Below are 18,238 nucleotides of genomic sequence, written 5' to 3'. Positions count from 1 at the left end.
CGCCCGCGGGGGGCGTGTTTTTGCTTATCCCCCCGCGCGGGCCCGGCGGGGCGGGCCGGCGCGGGGGGGGGGGCGCCCCCCCCACGAAACTGGTGGCGATCGTGGCGGCCGCGGTCGTCGTGGCGGCCGCCGGCGTGACCGGTGCCGTCCTGCTGGGCGGTGACGAGGACGGCGGGGCCGAGCCGGGCCCCACCGCCCCCTCCGCGCCCGCGTCCCCCACCGCCGGCGATCCGCGCGGTGGTGACGCCGGCCCGGAGCCGACCGTCGCGGGCTGGAACATCGTGGCCAATCCCGGCCAGGGCATCGCCTTCGACGTGCCGGCCCCCTGGGCGCGGCAGTCGCCGACTTGGGTCACCTACGTCACGGAGGACGACGACCCCGACGAGAAGCCGCTGGTCGCCATGAAGGCCCCCGCCGTCCTGAAGGAGAAGTGGTGCGGGTCGGACGACGACCGTGACGGCTCGGTCGACCACATGCCCCTGGCCAGCGCGGGCACCCGGGGCAACAACGGCGCGCGGAGCACCGAGGAGATCGCCCGCACCGACTCGGCGGACTGGGTCTACGGCTCCTTCACGCAGCCGGACCGGGACAAGGTCTCGACGGGACCGGTGACGCCCTTCACCACCTCCTCCGGCATCAGGGGCAGCGTCGCGGACGTCGCCGACGAGGTGCCCGACGCCACCGTCCGCAGGATCCTCGCCACCGTCAGGGAGTACACCCCGGCGGGCTCCTGAGGAGGAGGTGTGTGCAAGCGGGGACGAACCTTCCGCACTTCGGTACGTCCCTGACAAGGCCCGGTGACCGAATCGTGTCCTGGGCGGCATTAGGGTGACTGCTCATGTGGCCAGGACAGCAGCCGCCCGGGGGCGAGCAGAACCCGCAGAACAATCCGTACCAGCAGCCGGGGTACCAACAGCCGAATCCCTACCAGCAGCCGGGATACCAGCAGCAGCCCGGCCAGTACGGGCAACAGCAGTGGGGGGCGCCGCAGCCCGCCGGTGCGCCGCAGCCGTCGCCGGGCGGTGGCGGTGGCGGTGGCGGGAACCGGACGAAGCTGATCGCGATCGTCGCGGCCCTCGCCGTGGTGGTGGCCGCCGGTGTCACCGGGTTCCTGGTGCTCGGCGGCGACAAGGACGACCAGGCGGACGACGGCAAGGACAAGAAGCCGTCCGCGAGCGCGTCCGCGGAGAAGTCCGAGACACCGTCCACGGATCCGAGCGCTTCCGGCTCCGACGACAACCCGCGCGGCGGCGACGGGCTGGAGGCGACCGTCGACGGCTGGAAGGTCGTCGCCAACCCGCGCTTCGGCACCATGTTCGACGTGCCCGCGGACTGGGAGATCGACAGCAAGGACACCAGCGTCGGCTTCGAGTGGGAGGAGAAGGGCAAGACCGACCGCACGACGGTCACCGCCCCCGCCTACCTGAAGTCCGAGTGGTGCACGACCGACGAGAACAAGGACGGCCGCAAGGAGAGCACCTCCCTCGCGACCACCGGTACCCGTGGTGAGAGCGGCGCCAAGGACACCGACATGGCGGCCGAGACGCGGGTGCCGTGGTGGATCTACGGCGGTTACACGCAGCCGGACAAGAAGAGCGTGAAGTACGGCAAGCCGAAGGCGTACACCACCGCGTCCGGCATCAAGGGCAGCGTCATCACCGCGTACTCGCAGGGCACGCCCCAGAAGGGCAAGTGCGACACCGAGGGCAAGGCCATCACCTTCGCGTTCAAGAACAGCGCGGGCGATTTCGTCACCTGGAACCTGTACGGCGCCAAGGGCGTCGACGAGGAGGTTCCGGAGGCGACGATCCAGAAGATCCTCAGCACCGTGCGACTCACCGAGGAACCGCCGACCGAGTCGTAGGCGCCGCGCGCCCGAGCCTCCCGCCGGGCCGCACCCCCGATGCCCACCGCCCCGGCGGGAGGGTCGGGCGACGGTACGGCGTCCTCGTCCCGCACCGGCCGCGCGCCGCCGACGAAGTCCCGCAGGGCCGGACCGTGTTCGACCCTGGCCGGGAAGGCGTCGGCGGCGGTGCGCCGGGCCAGCGCCGGGATGTCCAGGGGCCGGCCCGCGGCGACGAGGACCGCGTTGCCGAACCGGCGTCCGCGCAGCACCCCCGGTTCGGCGATCAGCGCCAGCTCCTCGAAGAGCGTGGCGAAGCCGGCCAGCTGGCCGCGCAGGAAGCCGAACGGCGCCCCGTCGGCCAGGTTGACCACGTACACGCCGTCGGCGCGCAGGACCCGTGCCGCCTCGCGTGCGTACTCGACGGAGGTCAGCTGCGCCGGCACGCGTGAGCCCCCGAAGACGTCGGCGACCAGTACGTCGGCCGAGTCCGCGGGGGCGGCGGCCAGCCAGGCGCGGGCGTCGGCGCCGTGCGCGGTGATGTCCGCGCCGTCCGGCAGCGGCAGGTGCTCGGCGACCAGGTCCAGCAGCCCCCGGTCCGCCTCCACGACGTCCTGGCGCGAGCCGGGCCGGGTCGCGGCCACGTACCGGGGCAGGGTGAACGCGCCGCCGCCGAGGTGCAGCACGTCCAGCGCGCGGCCCGGCTCGGCGACCGTGTCCAGGACATGGCCGAGCCGGCGCGTGTACTCGAACTCCAGGTGCGCCGGCTCGTCCAGGTCGACGTACGACTGCGGGGCCCCGTCCACGGTGAGCAGCCAGGCCCGCCGCCGGTCGACGTCGGGCATGAGCTTGGCGGTGCCGTGATCGGTGACGCGGCTTACGGGTATGGCTTCGTTCACCTCCCTATTGTGCCTGTGCGACAGCGCCCCGATAGGGGCGCGGGGCTGCATCGATATGCGGCTCCGCCGCGTGGGCGCGACAAGCCACAGCGGACCCGCAGGTCCCCACGCACGAGCACCAGCTTCACTCGACGGCAGTCACCGTGCCCGCCCCCACGGTCCTCCCACCCTCACGGATGGCGAACCCGAGCCCCGTCTCCAGCGGCACGTCCCGCCCCAACTCGACCGTCATCGCGACCGTGTCCCCGGGCCGCGCCACCGCCACCTCGCCGAGGTCGACGTCTCCGACGACATCAGCCGTACGGATGTAGAACTGCGGCCGGTACCCCGTGGCGACCGGCGTCGAACGCCCTCCCTCCCGCGCCGACAACACATACACCCGCGCCGAGAAGCGCCGCGCGGGCACCACGCTGCCCGGCGCTGCGACCACGTGCCCCCGGCGCACGGCGTCGCGGCCGACACCCCGCAGCAGCAGCGCGACGTTGTCCCCGGCCTGGGCCTCCTCCATCGGCTTGCCGAAGGTCTCCAGGCCGGTGACCACCGTTTCGACGGACGCCCCGAGCACCTCGACCCGGTCGCCGACGCGGATCGTGCCGCGCTCGACCGCGCCGGTGACGACCGTGCCGCGGCCGGTGATGGTGAGCACGTTCTCCACCGACAGCAGGAACGGCGCGTCCAGGTACCGCTCGGGCATGGGCACATACGTGTCCACGGCGTCGAGCAGCGCCTCGACGGACGCCGTCCACCGGGGGTCGCCCTCCAGGGCCTTCAGCCCCGAGACCCGTACGACGGGCACGGAGTCGCCGCCGTAGCCGTGCGCGGTGAGCAGCTCGCGGACCTCCAGTTCGACGAGGTCGGTCAGCACCGTGTCCTCGCCGTCGCCGACGGTGTCGGCCTTGTTGAGCGCGACCACGATGTGGTCGACGCCCACCTGCCGGGCGAGCAGGACGTGTTCGGCGGTCTGCGGCATGATCCCGTCCAGCGCGGACACGACGAGGATCGCCCCGTCGAGCTGGGCGGCGCCGGTGACCATGTTCTTGACGTAGTCGGCGTGGCCCGGCATGTCGACGTGCGCGTAGTGCCGGGTGTCGGTCTCGTACTCGACGTGCGCGATGTTGATGGTGATGCCGCGCGCCGCCTCCTCCGGGGCGCGGTCGATGCGGTCGAACGGCACGAACGTACCGGCGCCGCGCTCGGCGAGGACCTTGGTGATGGCGGCGGTCAGGGTGGTCTTGCCGTGGTCGACATGGCCCATCGTGCCGATGTTCAGATGCGGTTTGGTGCGGACGTACGCCGTCTTGGACATGGCGGTACCTCGAAGCCTCGTGGCGGTGGTGGGGACCCCGGTGTCCGGCCGACCCTCCCCCTGGGGGGTCCGCCGGACGATCCGGGGAGGGTCAGCTTCGGGCGCCGTCGGCGGCGGCCGGGAAGAAGAAGAGGGCGGCAGCCTTCGACGCATCCGCGACGGCGGATGCTGCACGGTGGAAGGCGTACCGGAACATGACGCAGATCTTCGCCGACGCCCTGTTCCACGTCGAATGGTTTTTGAGGGAACGGGAGTTCGAGCGTGCGCGGGGTCCCGACGAGCCATGTGTCACATCGCGGGCGGGAACTCGACGGCGGCGCGGTGGCGCCCGCACGCGGGGGCGGCGATCGTGGGCGCGGTCCCATCACCGCGAGGTCCGGCTCGCCGCACGGGGCGGACCCGGAGCGAGGGTGCGCCAAGGGGCACGGCGAACAGGGGAGGTCAGGCCGGGGAAGGGCGCCAACTCCGCCGCACGCGCGGGGATCGCCCCGGCCCGCCCGGGACCGGTCGCGAGGGCGTGTACGACGGTGAGCCGTTCCCTCGCGGACCCCGGAGGGGTTCGGGGCAGCGATTCACTCGGCTGTGACGCCCATGAGACGCTCCATACGGCGATCACACACATGTGTCGGTTAGTGTCACCGGATGCTCGATGCCACCACCCGCTCTGGGGGCACCGCCACGGTCACTCCCCGGACCGCCGCAACGGAGCTCGCCGTCGCCACCGCCGGCGGGCCGGTCCCACCGGCCGCACCGACCGGGTTCGCCGCCCGCGTGACCAGAGTGCTGCTCTCCCCGTGGTCCCGGCTCTCCCTGCTCGTCGCCCTGCTGGCCTCGGCCGCGACCACGGTCCTGCTCTTCCAGCCGCAGCAGTTGCTGACCGACGGCTGGCCGCCACAGCTCGGCGGAGCCGCGGCGGCCGTCGCCTACGCGGTGGCGTACGGGCTGTGCACCGTCGCCTTCGTACCGCGTCCGCTGCTGAACCTGGCCGCCGGTGCGCTGTTCGGCTCGCAGCTCGGCCTCGCCTCGGCGCTGGCGGGGACGGTTCTCGGGGCCGGGATCGCCTTCTGCCTGGGCCGGGTGCTGGGCCAGGAGGCGCTGCGTCCGCTGCTGCGGGGCAAGTGGCTGAAGGCCGCGGACGGGCAGCTCAGCCGGCACGGCTTCCGCTCGATGCTGGCGGCCCGGCTGTTCCCCGGGGTGCCGTTCGCCGCGTCCAACTACTGCGCGGCGGTGTCCCGCATGGGCCTGCTCCCCTTCCTCCTGGCGACCGGACTGGGGTCCATCCCCAACACGGCCGCCTACGTCGTCGCCGGGGCCCGTGCCTCGACGCCGACGTCTCCGGCCTTCCTGATCGCGCTGGCCTGCATCGCCCTGCCGGGTCTTGCGGGCGCGGTGGTGGCCTGGCGCAAGCGGCACCGGCTGCGCGAACGCTGACGGCGCGTTACACGGCCTCCAGGATCATGGCGTTGGCGAGGCCGCCCGCCTCGCACATGGTCTGGAGCCCGTAGCGCGCTCCGCGTTCACCCAGGGCGTGGACGAGTGTGGTGGTCAGGCGGGTGCCGCTGGCGCCGAGGGGGTGGCCCAGCGCGATGGCCCCGCCGTGCACGTTGACCTTGTCGAGGTCGGCGCCGGTCTCCTGCTGCCAGGCGAGCACCACGCTGGCGAACGCCTCGTTGACCTCGAACAGGTCGATGTCGGCCAGGGAGAGCGACGCCCGGCGCAGCACCTTCTCGGTGGCGGGGATCACGCCCGTCAGCATCAGCAGCGGGTCGGAGCCGGTGACGGCGAAGCTGTGCAGGCGGGCGAGCGGGCGCAGGCCGAGGCGGGCGGCGGTGTCGGCCGAGGTGATCAGCACGGCCGAGGCGCCGTCGTTGACCGGGCTGGCGTTGCCCGCGGTGACGTTCCACTCGATCTGCGGGAAGCGCTCGGCGAAGGCCGGGTCGCGGTAGGCGGGCCGGAGACCGGCGAGGACCTCGACGCTGCTGCCGGGGCGAACGCACTCGTCGCGCGAGACACCGTCCAGGGGCGCGATCTCGGCGTCGAAGCGGCCTGCCTCCCAGGCCGCGGCGGCCTTCCGGTGCGAGGAGACGGCGAAGGCGTCCATCCGCTCCCGGGAGAGCGACCACTTGGCGGCGATCAGTTCGGCGCTGATGCCCTGCGGGACGAGCCCGTCCGGGTAGCGGGCGGCGACGCCGGGGCCGAAGGGGTCGGTGCCGGCCGGCACGTTCGACCACATCGGGACGCGGCTCATCGACTCGACCCCGCAGGCGACGACCAGGTCGTACGCCCCGGCCATGACGCCCTGCGCGGCGAAGTGGACGGCCTGCTGGGAGGAGCCGCACTGCCGGTCCACGGTGGTCGCGGGCACGGACTCGGGGAAGCCGGCGGACAGCAGGGCGTAGCGGGTGGTGTTCATGGCCTGCTCGCCGACCTGGTCGACGGTGCCGCCGATGACGTCGTCGATCAGCGCCGGGTCGACGCCGGACCGCTCGACGAGGGCGCGCAGCGTGTGCGCGAGGAGTTCCACGGGGTGGACGTGGGCGAGGGCGCCGTTCGGCCTGCCCTTGCCCATCGGGGTGCGTACGGCTTCGACGACGACTGCTTCACGCATGCTGCGGGCCTCCGACTGCCGGCGACTACCAGTGAGTAGGATTTCTGGACTCACCATAGCCCGATGGGTTGGAAAAACAAACCCTCACCTATGCTGGGCGTCATGGCCGCCGCCCCCAAGAACCCGCGCCCCTGCTCGATCGCCGACACCCTGGCGCTCGTCGGGGAGAAGTACTCCCTGCTCGTCCTGCGCGAGGTCTGCCTCGGCAACGGCCGCTTCGACCAGCTGGTCCGCAACACCGGCGCCCCGCGCGACATCCTCGCCACCCGGCTGCGGCGGCTCCTCGACGCGGGCATCCTGACCAAGCAGCCCTACAGCGAGCGCCCGCAGCGTTTCGAGTACCGGCCGACCCGGGCGGGACTGGAGCTGGAACCGGTGCTGATGACCCTCATGGCCTGGGGGGACCGGCACCTGCGCGCGGACGACGACCGTCCCATGGTGATCGAGCACATCTGCGGCAACGAGCTGGTCCCGCGGGTCACCTGCCGCGCCTGCGGCGACACCGTCCGGCACGAGGACCTGACCGCCCATCCGCAGGCCGACGGCTGGACCGTGACGGGCCCGACGGGCGCCTAGGGGCCCTTCCACCCCTGTGGGCCGGACTTCACTTTGGGGCGCTACGCTGCCCCTCGGCACAGCCGGTCCCGATCACCCGACTTCGGGGTTCGGTGTGCCCATCGCCCGTTTCTCGCTCGGCACTTGGACTCCGTTACTTCATGTCTTGGTTCGAATCACTCATCCTCGGACTCGTCCAGGGGCTGACCGAGTTCCTCCCCGTGTCCTCCAGCGCGCACCTGCGCCTGACGGCGGCGTTCGCCGGCTGGCACGATCCGGGCGCGGCCTTCACGGCGATCACGCAGATCGGCACCGAGGCCGCGGTCCTCATCTACTTCCGCAAGGACATCGGGCGCATCCTCTCGGCGTGGACACGGTCGCTGACCGACAAGTCGATGCGCCACAACCCCGACGCGCGCATGGGCTGGCTGGTGATCGTCGGCTCGATCCCGATCGGCGTGCTCGGCCTGACCTTGAAGGACCAGATCGAGGGGCCCTTCCGCGACCTGCGGATCACCGCGACGATGCTGATCGTCGTCGGTGTGATCATCGGCATCGCGGACCGGATGGCCGCGCGGGACGAGAAGGGCGGCCGGCATCGCGCTCCCCAGCAGCGCAAGGAGCTGGAGAACCTGACCGTCCGGGACGGCCTGATCTACGGCCTCTGCCAGGCGGCGGCCCTCATCCCCGGCGTCTCCCGCTCCGGGGCCACGATCAGCGGCGGCCTCTTCATGGGCTACCGGCGGGAGGCGGCGGCCCGGTACTCGTTCCTGCTCGCGATCCCGGCGGTGCTCGCCTCCGGACTCTTCGAGCTGACGGACGCGATGGAGAGCGACCACGTCTCCTGGGGGCCGACGCTGTTCGCGACGGTCATCGCCTTCGGCACCGGATACGTGGTCATCGCATGGTTCATGAAGTTCATCTCGACCAGGAGCTTCATGCCGTTCGTCTGGTACCGCATCGCGCTCGGCATCGTCATCATCGCGCTGGTCAGCACCGGTGCCCTCAGCCCGCACGCCGCGGAGTCGGCCGGCTGACCGCAACCGCTTCTGTAGCCGTCCGGTAGCGCACTGTCAGTTCTTGCCCCTAGGCTTGTCCGCATGTCCCCCGATTACGCGACTCCTGGTTCCGTGCGCTCAGCCGCGGAACTGAACGAGAAGATCCGTGCGCTGTGGCGCCGCGCGGGCGGGACCCTCTCGGCGCAGGAGCGGGTGGAGTACGAGTTGCTGGTGGTCGAGTGGGCGACCGCGATCCGCGGCGAGGTCATCGAGGCCGCCTGACCCGGTGCCGCCCGCCCCCGGTACCGACCCGGCGTCAGCGCCCGCCGGCCACCCGGAGCACCGTCCCCGTCGTGTACGAGGCGTCGGGCGACATCAGCCAGGAGATCGCCGCCGCGATCTCCTCCGCCCGTCCCGCACGGCCCATCGGCACCGCCGCCCCCATCCGCCGAGCCCGGTCCGGCGCGCCCGCCGCCGCGTGCATCTCGGTGTCGACGACGCCGGGCGCGACCGCGTTGACCCGGACACCGTCCGGGCCCAGCTCCTTGGCCAGGCCCAGCGTCAGTGTGTCGACGCCCGCCTTGGCCGCCGCGTAGTGGACGTACTCCCCCGGGCTGCCGAGGGTCGCGGCGCCCGACGAGACGTTCACGATCACGCCGCTCCCCCGCGCCGTCATGAGCCGTGCGGCGCGCCGCGCGCACAGCAGTACGCCCAGCAGGTTGACGTCCAGGACCCGGCGCAGGTCCGCGGTGTCGCTGTCGGCGAGGCGTCCCAGCGGCCCGGTCACGGCCGCGTTGTTCACCAGGCCCGTCACCGGCCCGAGCCGTTCCTCCGCCACGTCGAAGAGGCGCTCGACGTCGGCCTCGACCGAGGTGTCCGCGCGCACCGCCACCGCGCGTCCGCCCGCCTCGCGCACGCCCGCGACGACCGTCTCGGCCGCCGCCGAGTCCCGCGCGTACCCGACGGCCACGTCGTGTCCGTCCGCCGCGAGGCGCAGGCAGGTCGCCGCGCCGATGCCCCGGCTGCCACCGGTGACCACCGTGATGGGACGGTTCATGAACACCTCCGGATTTGATCGATCATCGATCACCTTAGGGCGTCCGGAACGCCTTGCACATGCCTTGCGCACCATCGGTACCCGGTGTGATCAACTGAATTCGCCCTCGTCGCGGGCGCACACTGTAGAGATCGGGGGGTAGGGAGGCGCCCATGAAGACGCTCGACCGCCTGCTCGCCTCCCCGTGGCGGCGCTCGGCCGCCGCCGTGCTCGCCGGAGCGCTGCCCGTGCTCGCCTTCCCGGGCCCGGCCCTGTGGTGGTGGGCCTGGTTCGCGCTGGTCCCCTGGATCCTGCTGGCCCGTACCGCGCCGGGCGGGAAGCGGGCGGCGTACGACGGGTGGTGCGCCGGCTTCGGCTTCATGCTCGCCATGCACCACTGGCTGATGCCGAACCTGCACGTGTTCACCTTCGTGATCGCGGCGCTGCTCGGCGCGCTGTGGGCGCCGTGGGGCTGGCTGGTGCGGCGGCTGCTGGGCGGGGCACCCTCGGCCGGCCGGGTCGCGGCGGCACTCCTGGTGCTGCCGTCGGGCTGGCTGGCCGCCGAACTGGTCCGTTCCTGGCAGGGGCTCGGCGGCCCCTGGGGGATGCTCGGCTCCAGCCAGTGGGAGGTGGCCCCGGCGCTGCGCCTGGCCTCGGTCGGCGGGGTCTGGCTGCTGAGCTTCCTGGTGGTGGCGGTGAACGTCGCCGTCGCGGTGCTCGTCGCCGTCCGCCGGGCGCGGGTGCCCGCGCTGGCCGGGCTCGTCGCCACCGCGGCCGCCACCTCCGCGGCCTGGGTCTGGTCACCGCGCCCCGACAGCGACGAGCGGGCCGCGATCGCCGTGGTGCAGCCCGGCGTCGTGGACGGCGCGGACAGCGCCGACCGCCGCTTCGACCGTGAGGAACAGCTCACCCGCGGGCTCGCCGACCGGGACCTGGACCTGATCGTGTGGGGCGAGAGCAGCGTCGGCTTCGACCTGGACGACCGGCCCGACCTGGCCCGCCGGCTCGCGGCACTGTCCCGGGACTCCGGCGCGGAGATCCTGGTCAACGTGGACGCACGGCGCTCCGACAAACCCGGCATCTACAAGAGTTCGGTGCTGGTCGGCCCCGACGGCCCGACCGGCGACCGGTACGACAAGATGCGGCTGGTGCCCTTCGGGGAGTACGTGCCGGCCCGCTCCCTGCTCGGCTGGGCCACCTCCGTCGGTGAGGCGGCGGGCGAGGACCGCAGGCGGGGCACCGAGCAGGTGGTGATGAACGTCGGGGACGGGCTGCGGATCGGCCCGATGGTGTGCTTCGAGAGCGCCTTTCCCGACATGAGCCGCCAACTGGCCGCCGACGGCGCGGAGGTGCTGGTCGCCCAGTCGTCGACGTCGACGTTCCAGCACACCTGGGCTCCCGAGCAGCACGCCTCGCTCGCCGCGCTGCGCGCCGCGGAGACCGGCCGGCCCATGGTGCACTCGACGCTGACCGGCGTCTCCGCCGTGTACGACGCGAACGGGAAGCGGATCGGCTCCTGGCTCGGCACCGACGCGAGCGCCGCGCGGGTGTACGAGATCCCCCTCACCCACGGCACCACACCGTACGTGCGTCTCGGCGACTGGACCGTGCACGCGGCGCTGGTGATCCTCGCGGCGTGGGGCGCCGGCGAGGGCGTACGGGCGGTGCGGCTCAGGCGGAACGCTCGTGGACCGCACGTACCACCCGCTCACACAGATCGTGGGTCTCCAGCGCGTCCCGGGCACTGAGCACCCGCCCCGCGCGCACCGCGTCGAGGAAGGCGAGTACCGCCTGCTCGATGCCGCGCTGCCGGGCCACCGGCACCCAGTCGCCGCGCCGCCGCACGGTCGGCTGGCCCTTGTGGTCGATCACCTCGGCGAGGTTGACCACCTGGCGCTTGGTGTCCTGGCCGGAGACCTCCAGGATCTCCTCCGCCGAACCGCTGAGCCGGTTCATGACGCCGAGCGCGGTGAAGCCCTCCCCGGCGAGCTGGAGCACGACGTGGTGCAGGAGACCGTCCTGGACGCGGGCGCGCACGGTCACGTCGTCGACCGGCCCCGGCACCAGGAAGCGCAGCGTGTCCACGACGTGGATGAAGTCGTCGAGGATCATCGTGCGTGGTTCCTCGGGCAGCCCGGTGCGGTTCTTCTGCATGAGGATCAGCTCCCGCGGGTGCTCGGCACACTGCGCGTATCCGGGCGCGTAACGGCGGTTGAAGCCGACGGCGAGGCTGGTCCGCCGCTCCTCGGCCAGGGCCACCAGCCGCTCGGACTCGGCGAGTTCGTAGGCGAGCGGCTTGTCGACGTAGGTCGGGACGCCGGCCTGCAGGAGCCTGGTCACGATCTCGGGGTGGACGGCCGTCGGCGCGTGGACGAAGGCGGCGTCGAGGTCCTGGGCGATCAGTGAGTCGAGGCCGGCGTGGCGCTGGGTCTCCGGCAGGCGCAGTCCGTCGGCGACCCGCGTGAGGGTGGCGGGGGTGCGGGTCTGCAGGTGCAGTTCGGCCCCCGGCAGGGCGGAGAGCACCGGCAGGTAGGCCTTCCGCGCGATGTCGCCGAGTCCGATGCAGCCGACCTTCACGGAGTGTGCTCCTCTAACGTTCGCCGGTCCGGGTCCGTGCGGAAGCATACGGGGGCTGCGGTGGCCGCCAGTCGGCGATGCCGTCGAAGCCCCGCAGGAACAGGCCGGGTGCCGCCTTGGACAGCGCGAGCAGCACGGCGTCGCGGGCGGCGATCCCGGCGCGGTTGGTCATCAGGTTGAGGCGGGCGACCCGGACGGCCTGGCGGGCGACGGCACTGGCGCGGGGCTGCCGGGCGGCCGTGTAGGCGGCGAGGTCCCCGCTGTGGTGGGCGAGTACGATCGCGTCCTCGATGGCCTGGTTGCCGCCCTGCCCGAGGTTGGGCGGCATGGCGTGCGCGGCGTCGCCGAGCAGGGCGACCCGGCCGCGGTGGTAGGCGGGCAGCGGTGCGGAGATGTGGTGCACGTCGTGTCTGAGGACGTCCTCGGGGCGGGCGGCGGCGAGCACAGCGGGGATCGGGTCGTGCCAGTCGCCGTAGCGGTGCAGCAGCTCCGCCCGCTCGTCCGCCGCGTGTCCGCCGGGCGGAGCGACGGCCGCGGCGTAGGCGTAGGCCCGGCCGTCCTTGAGCGGGTGCGTGCCCCAGATGCGGCCCCGCCCCCAGGTCTCGTGGGAGGCGAACTCGACGCCGGGCAGGGGGATCACGACTCGCCAGGTGGTGAAGCCGGTGTAGACGGTGCCGGGGTGGTCCGGGAACAGCGTGCGGCGTACGGCGGAGTGGATGCCGTCGGCGGCGACGACCAGGTCGGCCTCCCACTCGCCGTCCGCGGTGCGCACCCTGGCCGGCCGGTCGTGGTCGCCGGGGTCGGTGAGCATCGCGTCGGCGGCCGTGCGGACGGCGTCCGGTGGCAGCCGCTCGGACAGGCGGTCGATGAGGGTGGCCCGGTGCAGCAGCACCAGCGGGCCGCCGAACCGGGCCGCGGCGGCCTCCGCGCTGGACCGGGAGAGCCAGCGTCCGCCCGGGGTGCGCAGTCCCCCGTCCCCCTGCCAGGCGGCGAGGTCGCGGATTTCGTCGCCGAGGCCGATGACGTCCAGCGCGCGCAGGGCGTTCGGCGACAGGGAGATGGCCGCGCCGACCGGCCGCAGGGAGCCGGCCCGCTCCAGGACGGTGACCCGCAGGCCGGCCTGGTGCAGGGCCACCGCCGCGGTGAGGCCGCCGATGCCGCCGCCGATCACGACGGCCCGCGTTGTCCGTGTCATGGCTCTCCCCATCACTTCTTCACTACAGATGTAGTAGCGCCTGCCGCCGACTGTACTACAGCCGTAGTGCAGTCGGGTAGGTTGACCTCCATGTCCCCCTCCACCCCGCCGCCCGTGCCCTCCGTGGCCCCGGCGGCCCCCTCCCGGTCCGACCTGGTCGCCGACGCCGCGCTGGCCCTGCTCGCCGAGCGCGGGATGCGCGGGCTGACACACCGCGCGGTCGACGAGACGGCCGGACTCCCCCAGGGCTCCACCTCCAACCTCGCCCGGACCCGGCAGGCCCTGCTCGAACTGGCGGTGCGGCGCCTGGCCGACCGGGAGGCGCGGGTGCTGGCGCTGCACGAGATGCCGGACCCGCGCGCCGGCCTCGACTCCCTGGTGGACGCGCTGGCGCTGGCGACGCACCGCGCGCTGACCAGCAACCGGGAGCTGACGCTGGCCCGCTACGAACTCGCCCTGGAGGCCACCCGCCGCCCCGAGCTGCGAGCCCACTTCGACGCGGCGGGCGCCCGATTCCGGGAGCAACTGGGCGCCCTCGTAAACGAGATGGGCTCGGCCGATCCGGACCGCCACGTGCTCTCACTGGTCGCCTGGGCGGACGGGCTGATGTTCAGCTGCGTGGCCGGCGGCTTCCACGCCGAGGTGCCCGGTCTCCAGGACGTGCGGTCGGGACTGCGGGAGATCCTGGACGGCATGCTGGGCGGCTGAAAACTCCTGGTGCGCCAGGACGGGCCCGGGCGAGGATGTCGCCATGACTACCGAGCGCCGCGAACCCGCCACTGACGCCGACGAACGCACCATGCTGGAGGGCTGGGTCGAGTACCACCGCCAGACCCTCGCCTGGAAGTGCGAGGGCCTGACCGACGAACAGCTGCGGACGGCTTCCGTGAGTCCGTCGGGGCTGACCCTGATGGGACTGGTGCGGCACATGGCGGAGGTGGAGCGCAGCTGGTACCGCAGGGTGCTGGCGGCCGAGGACGCGGGCCCGATCTACTACTCGGACGAGGACCCGGACGGTGAGTTCCGGGTGTCCGCGTCGGACACCTGGCAGGAGGCCCGCGCGACCTGGCAGGCCGAGATCGAGGCGGCCCGGCGCAACGCGGCCGGCTTCCCCCTGGGCGAAATGGGCCGCGGAAAGCACGCCCGCACCGGTGAGCGGTTCAGCCTGCGCTGGATCCACACCCACATGATCGAGGAGTACGCCCGTCACAACGGGCACGCCGACCTGATCCGGGAGTGCCTGGACGGTGCCACGGGCGACTGACGGTGCGACGGGCGACTGACGGTGCCACGGGCGACTGACGGTGCGACGGGCGACTGACGTCACCCACGGCGGCCGCCGGGCCTCCGTAAGGGGCCGGAGATCACCCGTGCGGGGCAACCTCCGCTTGTCCGGCGTCGTCGAACGGGCCCGAACCAGCAGAGTGGCGCGGGTGCATCGAACGAGGACCACAGCGACGCTCCTGGTGACCGTGGCCGTCACCGCACTGACCGGCTGTACGACGGTCCAGGGCCCGGCCGCCGCCGACCCGACCGCGGCGGGCGCCCGCTCCTTGACGCCACGCCCGGACGGACCGGCCGAACCGCGGGTCGTACAGGCCCCGGCCCGGGAGGCGCTGGAGATGATCGGCCCCTCGCCGACCCCGGACCGCGCGGCCCGGGAACCGCGCGGTACGAAACCCCCGGCCGCCGGGCCGCGCCAGGAGGCGCCGGCCGCCCGGGCCCGCCCCGAACAGCGACCGCGACCCGCCCGGCCCGAGACACCGGCGCGGACCGAACGGCCCGGACCGCCGGGCCCCGAGGCCCCCGCGCTCCCCCACTCGACCTCGTCCGGCCGGGACACCGGCCAGAACGCGGACGTGTGCTCGCTCGGCAAGCGGTACGGCGGCTGGCGCCCCGGCAGCCCGGAAGCCCGCATCTGCGAGCAGGCGTACGGCCCCTGAGCCGGACAGCGTCCGGGCGCCACGGACTCCTACGGCCGCTGCCGAGGCGGTCTCGGCCATCCGCCGGAACGGTCGGGCCCGTCCGTGCCCCGGCCCGCGCCGTCCAGGCGCCGCTCCAGCCGGTCGATCGCCGCGCGCACACCCTCGCCGTAGCGGTCGGGGGCCAGAGACTCGGCCGCGCCCCGGGCGCGCCGCAGGTGCAGGCGGGCGGCCTCGCGGTGGCCGAGGCGGTCGTAGTCGTCCGCGAGGTTCAGATGGAGCGAGGGGTAGAGGGCGCGCGCGGCGAGCCTGCCCTCGTGCGAGTCGGCGAGCGGGTCCTCCGTGATCTCCTCGGCCGCCGCCAACGCGCGCAGGTCCCAGGCCAGTTCGTCCCCCGGGTCGTCCTGGGTGTCGGCCAGGTAGTGGGCCAGCGTGCACCGGTGCAGGGGGTCACCGTGCTCGCCGATCTCCGCCCACAGGCAGAGGAACCGGTCCCGGGCCTCCTCGCGGTCGCCCGCGTGATGCAGCATGACGACCTGACCGATGCGCGTCAGCACGGCATCCGGCGCCGCCTGCTCCCGTCCCTTGGCCACCGCGTCCTCCGTGCCCTCGTCGGCTGTCACGACCGACGCTAACCGGACGTGCCCGCGATCCCGGTCAGGCGGCACCGGGACGCGCGCGGGCCGGTCGGTGGCGGACCCGGCCCGCGTGTCCGGGTCACTTCAGGTTCGGAATGGTCCAGTCGATGGGCTCGTGGCCCTGGGCCGCGACCGCCTCGTTGATCTGCGTGAACGGGCGGGAGCCGAAGAACTTCTTCGCCGACAGCGGGGAGGGGTGCGCGCCCTTGACCACCCTGTGCCGGGTCTCGTCGATCAGCGGCAGCTTCTTCTGCGCGTAGTTGCCCCACAGCACGAACACCGCCGGGTCGGGCCGGTCGGCCACCGCGCGGATCACCGCGTCGGTGAACCGCTCCCAGCCGCGGGCCTTGTGCGAGTTCGCCTCACCCGCCCGGACCGTGAGCACCGCGTTGAGCAGGAGGACGCCCTGCTCCGCCCAGGGCATCAGATAGCCGTTGTCCGGGACGGGGGTGTCCAGCTCCGCGTGCATCTCCTTGTAGATGTTCCGCAGGGACGGCGGGACCTTCACGCCCGGCCGGACCGAGAAGCACAGCCCGTGGCCCTGGCCCTCGCCGTGATACGGGTCCTGCCCGAGGACCAGCACCTTCACCCGGTCGTACGGCGTGGCGTCCAGCGCGGCGAAGACCTCCTCGCGCGGCGGGTAGACGGGGCCGTTCGCCCGCTCCTCCTCGACGAACTCCGTCAGCTCCTTGAAGTAGGGCTGCTGAAGCTCGTCGCCCAGCACCTCGCGCCAGGACTCGGGCAGCATGGCGGTGTCGGTCACGTCAACTTCCTTACGCTGTGCGGTCGCTTCCAGTCCCCACGAACCTACCGGCGACCACTGACAACCGAGCCGGCTACCAACTGGTCTTCCGGGACAGCTGCCACATCATCATGATCGTCGACGGGTCCATGGCCTGCTCCGCGCCCGAGATGTCCGTGCTGGCGGCCACGTACTGCTTGCCCTGCCACAACGGCAGCAACCGCGCGTCGTCCAGCATGATCTGCTGCGCCCGCTCGAACTCCCGCTCCACGTTGGCCCGGTCGCTCTCCCGGCGGGAGCGCGGCAGCAGCTCGCCGGTGATCTCCGGCGCGAGGTAGGGCGTGCCGAGCGCGTTCTGCTCACCGACGAACGGGGCGATGAAGTTCTCCGCGTCCGGGAAGTCCGGGGACCAGCCGCGCCCGAACACCGGGTACTCGCCCTTCTGGTAGCCCGTGACGTACGTCTTCCAGGGGCGGCTCTTCAGGGTGACCTCGAACAGGCCCGAGGCGTCGAGCTGCCGCTTGATCTCCTTGAACTCCTTCGCCGTCTCGGAGCCGTACCGGTCGCTGGTGTACCAGAGGGTGAGCGGGACGGGCTCGGTGATGCCCGCGCCGGTGAGGATCTCGCGGGCCTTGGGGACGCTGGGGTCGCCGTAGTCGTCGAAGAAGCCCGTGGTGTGTCCGGTCAGGCCCTTGGGGACCATCGAGTACAGCGGGTCGACGGTGTCCTGGTAGATCTTGTGCGCGATCGCCGCCCGGTCGATCACCTGGGCGACGGCCCGGCGGACCTCCTTGCGGCCGGCCCACGGGTCCTCGGGGTTGAACACGAGGTAGCTGATCTCCGTGCCGCTGCCCTCGACCAGCTGGAGTTCCTCGTCCTTGCCGTCCTTGCCCTGGAGCGTGATGACGTCGTCGGCCGCGAGTCCCCGGTAGGTCACCTGGATGTCGCCGTCGCGCAGCGCCTTCACCATGCCGGCGGAGTCCTTGAAGTAGCGGATCGTCACCGCCTTGTTCTGCCGGTCGGCGAAGCCCTCGTAGCGGTCGTTGCGCACGAGTTCGGCGCGCTCGCCGTCCTCGTACGACTCCAGCGAGTACGGGCCCGAGCCCACGACCTGGCCGTCCTCGCGCAGTTCCTTCGCCGGGTAGCCGCCGGGCTCGACGATCGACATGGCGGGGGTGGCGAGCACGAACGGGAAGGTGGCGTCGGGCTTGTTGAGGTGGAAGACCACTTCGCGCTCGCTCGGCGCCTGGACGCGTTCGAGGCTGCCCAGCAGGCCGGCGGGGCCGCCGTTGACGTTGATCTCCTTGATCCGGTCGATCGAGTGCTTGACGGCGCGCGCGTCGAGGCGGTCCCCGTTGGAGAAGGTCAGGCCCTCGCGCAGCTCGCATCGGTACACCTGGTTCGTGGAGTCGGTGAAGGCGCACTCCTCGGCGGCGTCGGGCTGGGGCGCGGTCGCACCGTTGGGGTAGCTGAGCAGCGTCTGGTAGATGTTCCGGAACAGCTCCCAGGAGCCGTCCCAGGAGGCCGCCGGGTCCAGGGTGCTGGGCGCACTCGTCGTCCCCACGACGATCGGCCCCTCGTCCTTTGAGCTGTCGGACGACAGAATGCCGCATCCGGTGACCAGCGACGATATGGACACGATGGCCGCTACCCGACGCAGGCCTCGGTTCCGGTTGAACACGCGCACGCTCCTCGATCCGCCGTGCCAAGGGTCGGCAGACCATACCGCAGCGCCGTCCCACCTGAACCCCCATCTGAACAGGGGTTTTGATCATTTGGCGATGACTACGTTGTCATCTCCCCGGCGGTCTCGACACGCGGACGCGGGGGGGGGGGTCGGACGACGGAGCCCCCGGGCCCGGGGGCCGGCACCAACGGTTCTTTATCAAAAAAAAAAGACCACCCAGAATTATATGTAA

General features: G+C 72.6%; 18 protein-coding genes and 1 pseudogene. 10 read left to right on the top strand and 9 right to left on the bottom strand.

Annotated features, from left to right (window positions below; all coding sequences use genetic code 11):
• The first annotated feature begins 92 nt into the window (after window positions 1-92).
• Window positions 93-734 carry a hypothetical protein gene (locus ACFWR9_RS36800; protein WP_383850301.1) on the top strand — a complete coding sequence of 214 codons (642 nt, stop codon included), beginning with the start codon at window positions 93-95 and terminating at the stop codon, window positions 732-734.
• A gap of 104 nt (window positions 735-838) precedes the next feature.
• On the top strand, window positions 839-1,864 hold the full coding sequence (locus tag ACFWR9_RS36795; RefSeq protein ID WP_383850298.1) for a hypothetical protein: 1,026 nt from the start codon (window positions 839-841) through the stop codon (window positions 1,862-1,864).
• A 35-nt stretch (window positions 1,865-1,899) separates the two neighbouring features.
• On the opposite strand, the pseudogene ACFWR9_RS36790 reads toward ACFWR9_RS36795, so the two are convergent.
• Both ACFWR9_RS36790 and tuf read right to left on the bottom strand, forming a co-directional pair.
• Window positions 1,900-2,742, bottom strand: a pseudogene (locus tag ACFWR9_RS36790) (spermidine synthase); the annotation flags it as partial.
• Window positions 2,743-2,866: 124 nt separating this feature from the next.
• Window positions 2,867-4,048, bottom strand: coding sequence for an elongation factor Tu (gene tuf, locus ACFWR9_RS36785; RefSeq protein ID WP_383850294.1), 1,182 nt, complete (start codon window positions 4,046-4,048; stop codon window positions 2,867-2,869).
• A 642-nt stretch (window positions 4,049-4,690) separates the two neighbouring features.
• On the opposite strand from tuf, the gene ACFWR9_RS36780 reads away from it, so the two are divergent.
• A complete protein-coding gene (locus ACFWR9_RS36780) occupies window positions 4,691-5,479 on the top strand; it encodes a TVP38/TMEM64 family protein (protein WP_383850291.1) in 789 nt (262 codons plus the stop codon).
• Between the two features lie 7 nt (window positions 5,480-5,486).
• On the opposite strand, the gene ACFWR9_RS36775 is transcribed toward ACFWR9_RS36780, so the two are convergent.
• Complete coding sequence (locus tag ACFWR9_RS36775; RefSeq protein WP_383850289.1) at window positions 5,487-6,656, bottom strand: thiolase family protein; 1,170 nt, start codon at window positions 6,654-6,656, stop codon at window positions 5,487-5,489.
• Between the two features lie 102 nt (window positions 6,657-6,758).
• Here ACFWR9_RS36775 and ACFWR9_RS36770 point away from each other — a divergent pair, with 102 nt between their 5' ends.
• The 3 genes from ACFWR9_RS36770 (at window position 6,759) to ACFWR9_RS36760 (ending at window position 8,491) form a co-directional block, all read left to right on the top strand.
• The gene (locus ACFWR9_RS36770; protein WP_383850286.1) at window positions 6,759-7,232 is read left to right on the top strand and encodes a winged helix-turn-helix transcriptional regulator; all 474 of its coding nucleotides are present in this window, start codon (window positions 6,759-6,761) and stop codon (window positions 7,230-7,232) included.
• A 140-nt stretch (window positions 7,233-7,372) separates the two neighbouring features.
• Complete coding sequence (locus ACFWR9_RS36765; protein ID WP_383850283.1) at window positions 7,373-8,248, top strand: undecaprenyl-diphosphate phosphatase; 876 nt, start codon at window positions 7,373-7,375, stop codon at window positions 8,246-8,248.
• Between the two features lie 63 nt (window positions 8,249-8,311).
• Window positions 8,312-8,491, top strand: coding sequence for a hypothetical protein (locus tag ACFWR9_RS36760; protein ID WP_079163440.1), 180 nt, complete (start codon window positions 8,312-8,314; stop codon window positions 8,489-8,491).
• 34 nt (window positions 8,492-8,525) lie between these two features.
• Here the strand turns inward: ACFWR9_RS36760 and ACFWR9_RS36755 are convergent, their stop codons facing one another.
• On the bottom strand, window positions 8,526-9,266 hold the full coding sequence (locus ACFWR9_RS36755; protein WP_383850280.1) for an SDR family oxidoreductase: 741 nt from the start codon (window positions 9,264-9,266) through the stop codon (window positions 8,526-8,528).
• Between the two features lie 152 nt (window positions 9,267-9,418).
• On the opposite strand from ACFWR9_RS36755, the gene lnt reads away from it, so the two are divergent.
• Window positions 9,419-10,993 (top strand): apolipoprotein N-acyltransferase, encoded by a 1,575-nt coding sequence (lnt, locus tag ACFWR9_RS36750; RefSeq protein ID WP_383850277.1) that lies wholly within the window; start codon window positions 9,419-9,421, stop codon window positions 10,991-10,993.
• On the opposite strand, the gene ACFWR9_RS36745 is transcribed toward lnt, so the two are convergent.
• Both ACFWR9_RS36745 and ACFWR9_RS36740 read right to left on the bottom strand, forming a co-directional pair.
• Complete coding sequence (locus tag ACFWR9_RS36745; protein WP_383850274.1) at window positions 10,917-11,822, bottom strand: Gfo/Idh/MocA family protein; 906 nt, start codon at window positions 11,820-11,822, stop codon at window positions 10,917-10,919. The genes lnt and ACFWR9_RS36745 overlap by 77 nt on opposite strands.
• A gap of 13 nt (window positions 11,823-11,835) precedes the next feature.
• Window positions 11,836-13,017 (bottom strand): FAD-dependent monooxygenase, encoded by a 1,182-nt coding sequence (locus tag ACFWR9_RS36740; RefSeq protein ID WP_383850271.1) that lies wholly within the window; start codon window positions 13,015-13,017, stop codon window positions 11,836-11,838.
• A gap of 90 nt (window positions 13,018-13,107) precedes the next feature.
• Between ACFWR9_RS36740 and ACFWR9_RS36735 the strand changes: the two genes are divergently transcribed.
• The 3 genes from ACFWR9_RS36735 to ACFWR9_RS36725 all read left to right on the top strand — a co-directional run bounded on the left by ACFWR9_RS36735 (window position 13,108) and on the right by ACFWR9_RS36725 (window position 14,960).
• Window positions 13,108-13,725 (top strand): TetR/AcrR family transcriptional regulator, encoded by a 618-nt coding sequence (locus tag ACFWR9_RS36735; RefSeq protein WP_383850269.1) that lies wholly within the window; start codon window positions 13,108-13,110, stop codon window positions 13,723-13,725.
• 43 nt (window positions 13,726-13,768) lie between these two features.
• Window positions 13,769-14,281 carry a DinB family protein gene (locus ACFWR9_RS36730; protein ID WP_383850267.1) on the top strand — a complete coding sequence of 171 codons (513 nt, stop codon included), beginning with the start codon at window positions 13,769-13,771 and terminating at the stop codon, window positions 14,279-14,281.
• A gap of 169 nt (window positions 14,282-14,450) precedes the next feature.
• On the top strand, window positions 14,451-14,960 hold the full coding sequence (locus tag ACFWR9_RS36725; RefSeq protein WP_383850264.1) for a hypothetical protein: 510 nt from the start codon (window positions 14,451-14,453) through the stop codon (window positions 14,958-14,960).
• A gap of 29 nt (window positions 14,961-14,989) precedes the next feature.
• Here ACFWR9_RS36725 and ACFWR9_RS36720 read toward each other — a convergent pair whose 3' ends face one another.
• The 3 genes from ACFWR9_RS36720 to ACFWR9_RS36710 all read right to left on the bottom strand — a co-directional run bounded on the left by ACFWR9_RS36720 (window position 14,990) and on the right by ACFWR9_RS36710 (window position 18,000).
• On the bottom strand, window positions 14,990-15,532 hold the full coding sequence (locus ACFWR9_RS36720; protein WP_383850313.1) for a hypothetical protein: 543 nt from the start codon (window positions 15,530-15,532) through the stop codon (window positions 14,990-14,992).
• A 124-nt stretch (window positions 15,533-15,656) separates the two neighbouring features.
• Window positions 15,657-16,340: a uracil-DNA glycosylase gene (gene ung / locus ACFWR9_RS36715; RefSeq protein WP_383850261.1), complete on the bottom strand. Its 684-nt coding sequence runs from the start codon at window positions 16,338-16,340 to the stop codon at window positions 15,657-15,659.
• A 73-nt stretch (window positions 16,341-16,413) separates the two neighbouring features.
• Window positions 16,414-18,000, bottom strand: a complete 1,587-nt coding sequence (locus ACFWR9_RS36710; RefSeq protein ID WP_383850259.1) for an ABC transporter substrate-binding protein — start codon at window positions 17,998-18,000, stop codon at window positions 16,414-16,416.
• Window positions 18,001-18,238: the final 238 nt, after the last annotated feature.

The organism is Streptomyces sp. NPDC058534 (genome assembly GCF_042717365.1).
Classification (GTDB): Bacteria; Actinomycetota; Actinomycetes; order Streptomycetales; family Streptomycetaceae; genus Streptomyces.
This window is presented reverse-complemented; position numbering and strand designations above follow the sequence as displayed.

Bases quoted from the DNA above. Each gene is read 5' to 3' on its own strand.
- ACFWR9_RS36795 (WP_383850298.1), top strand. From the start codon at position 839: ATGTGGCCAGGACAGCAGCCGCCCGGGGGCGAGCAGAACCCGCAGAAC.
- tuf (WP_383850294.1), bottom strand. From the start codon at position 4,048: ATGTCCAAGACGGCGTACGTCCGCACCAAACCGCATCTGAACATCGGC.
- ACFWR9_RS36780 (WP_383850291.1), top strand. From the start codon at position 4,691: ATGCTCGATGCCACCACCCGCTCTGGGGGCACCGCCACGGTCACTCCC.
- ACFWR9_RS36775 (WP_383850289.1), bottom strand. From the start codon at position 6,656: ATGCGTGAAGCAGTCGTCGTCGAAGCCGTACGCACCCCGATGGGCAAG.
- ACFWR9_RS36770 (WP_383850286.1), top strand. From the start codon at position 6,759: ATGGCCGCCGCCCCCAAGAACCCGCGCCCCTGCTCGATCGCCGACACC.
- ACFWR9_RS36765 (WP_383850283.1), top strand. From the start codon at position 7,373: ATGTCTTGGTTCGAATCACTCATCCTCGGACTCGTCCAGGGGCTGACC.
- ACFWR9_RS36760 (WP_079163440.1), top strand. From the start codon at position 8,312: ATGTCCCCCGATTACGCGACTCCTGGTTCCGTGCGCTCAGCCGCGGAA.
- ACFWR9_RS36755 (WP_383850280.1), bottom strand. From the start codon at position 9,266: ATGAACCGTCCCATCACGGTGGTCACCGGTGGCAGCCGGGGCATCGGC.
- lnt (WP_383850277.1), top strand. From the start codon at position 9,419: ATGAAGACGCTCGACCGCCTGCTCGCCTCCCCGTGGCGGCGCTCGGCC.
- ACFWR9_RS36740 (WP_383850271.1), bottom strand. From the start codon at position 13,017: ATGACACGGACAACGCGGGCCGTCGTGATCGGCGGCGGCATCGGCGGC.
- ACFWR9_RS36735 (WP_383850269.1), top strand. From the start codon at position 13,108: ATGTCCCCCTCCACCCCGCCGCCCGTGCCCTCCGTGGCCCCGGCGGCC.
- ACFWR9_RS36730 (WP_383850267.1), top strand. From the start codon at position 13,769: ATGACTACCGAGCGCCGCGAACCCGCCACTGACGCCGACGAACGCACC.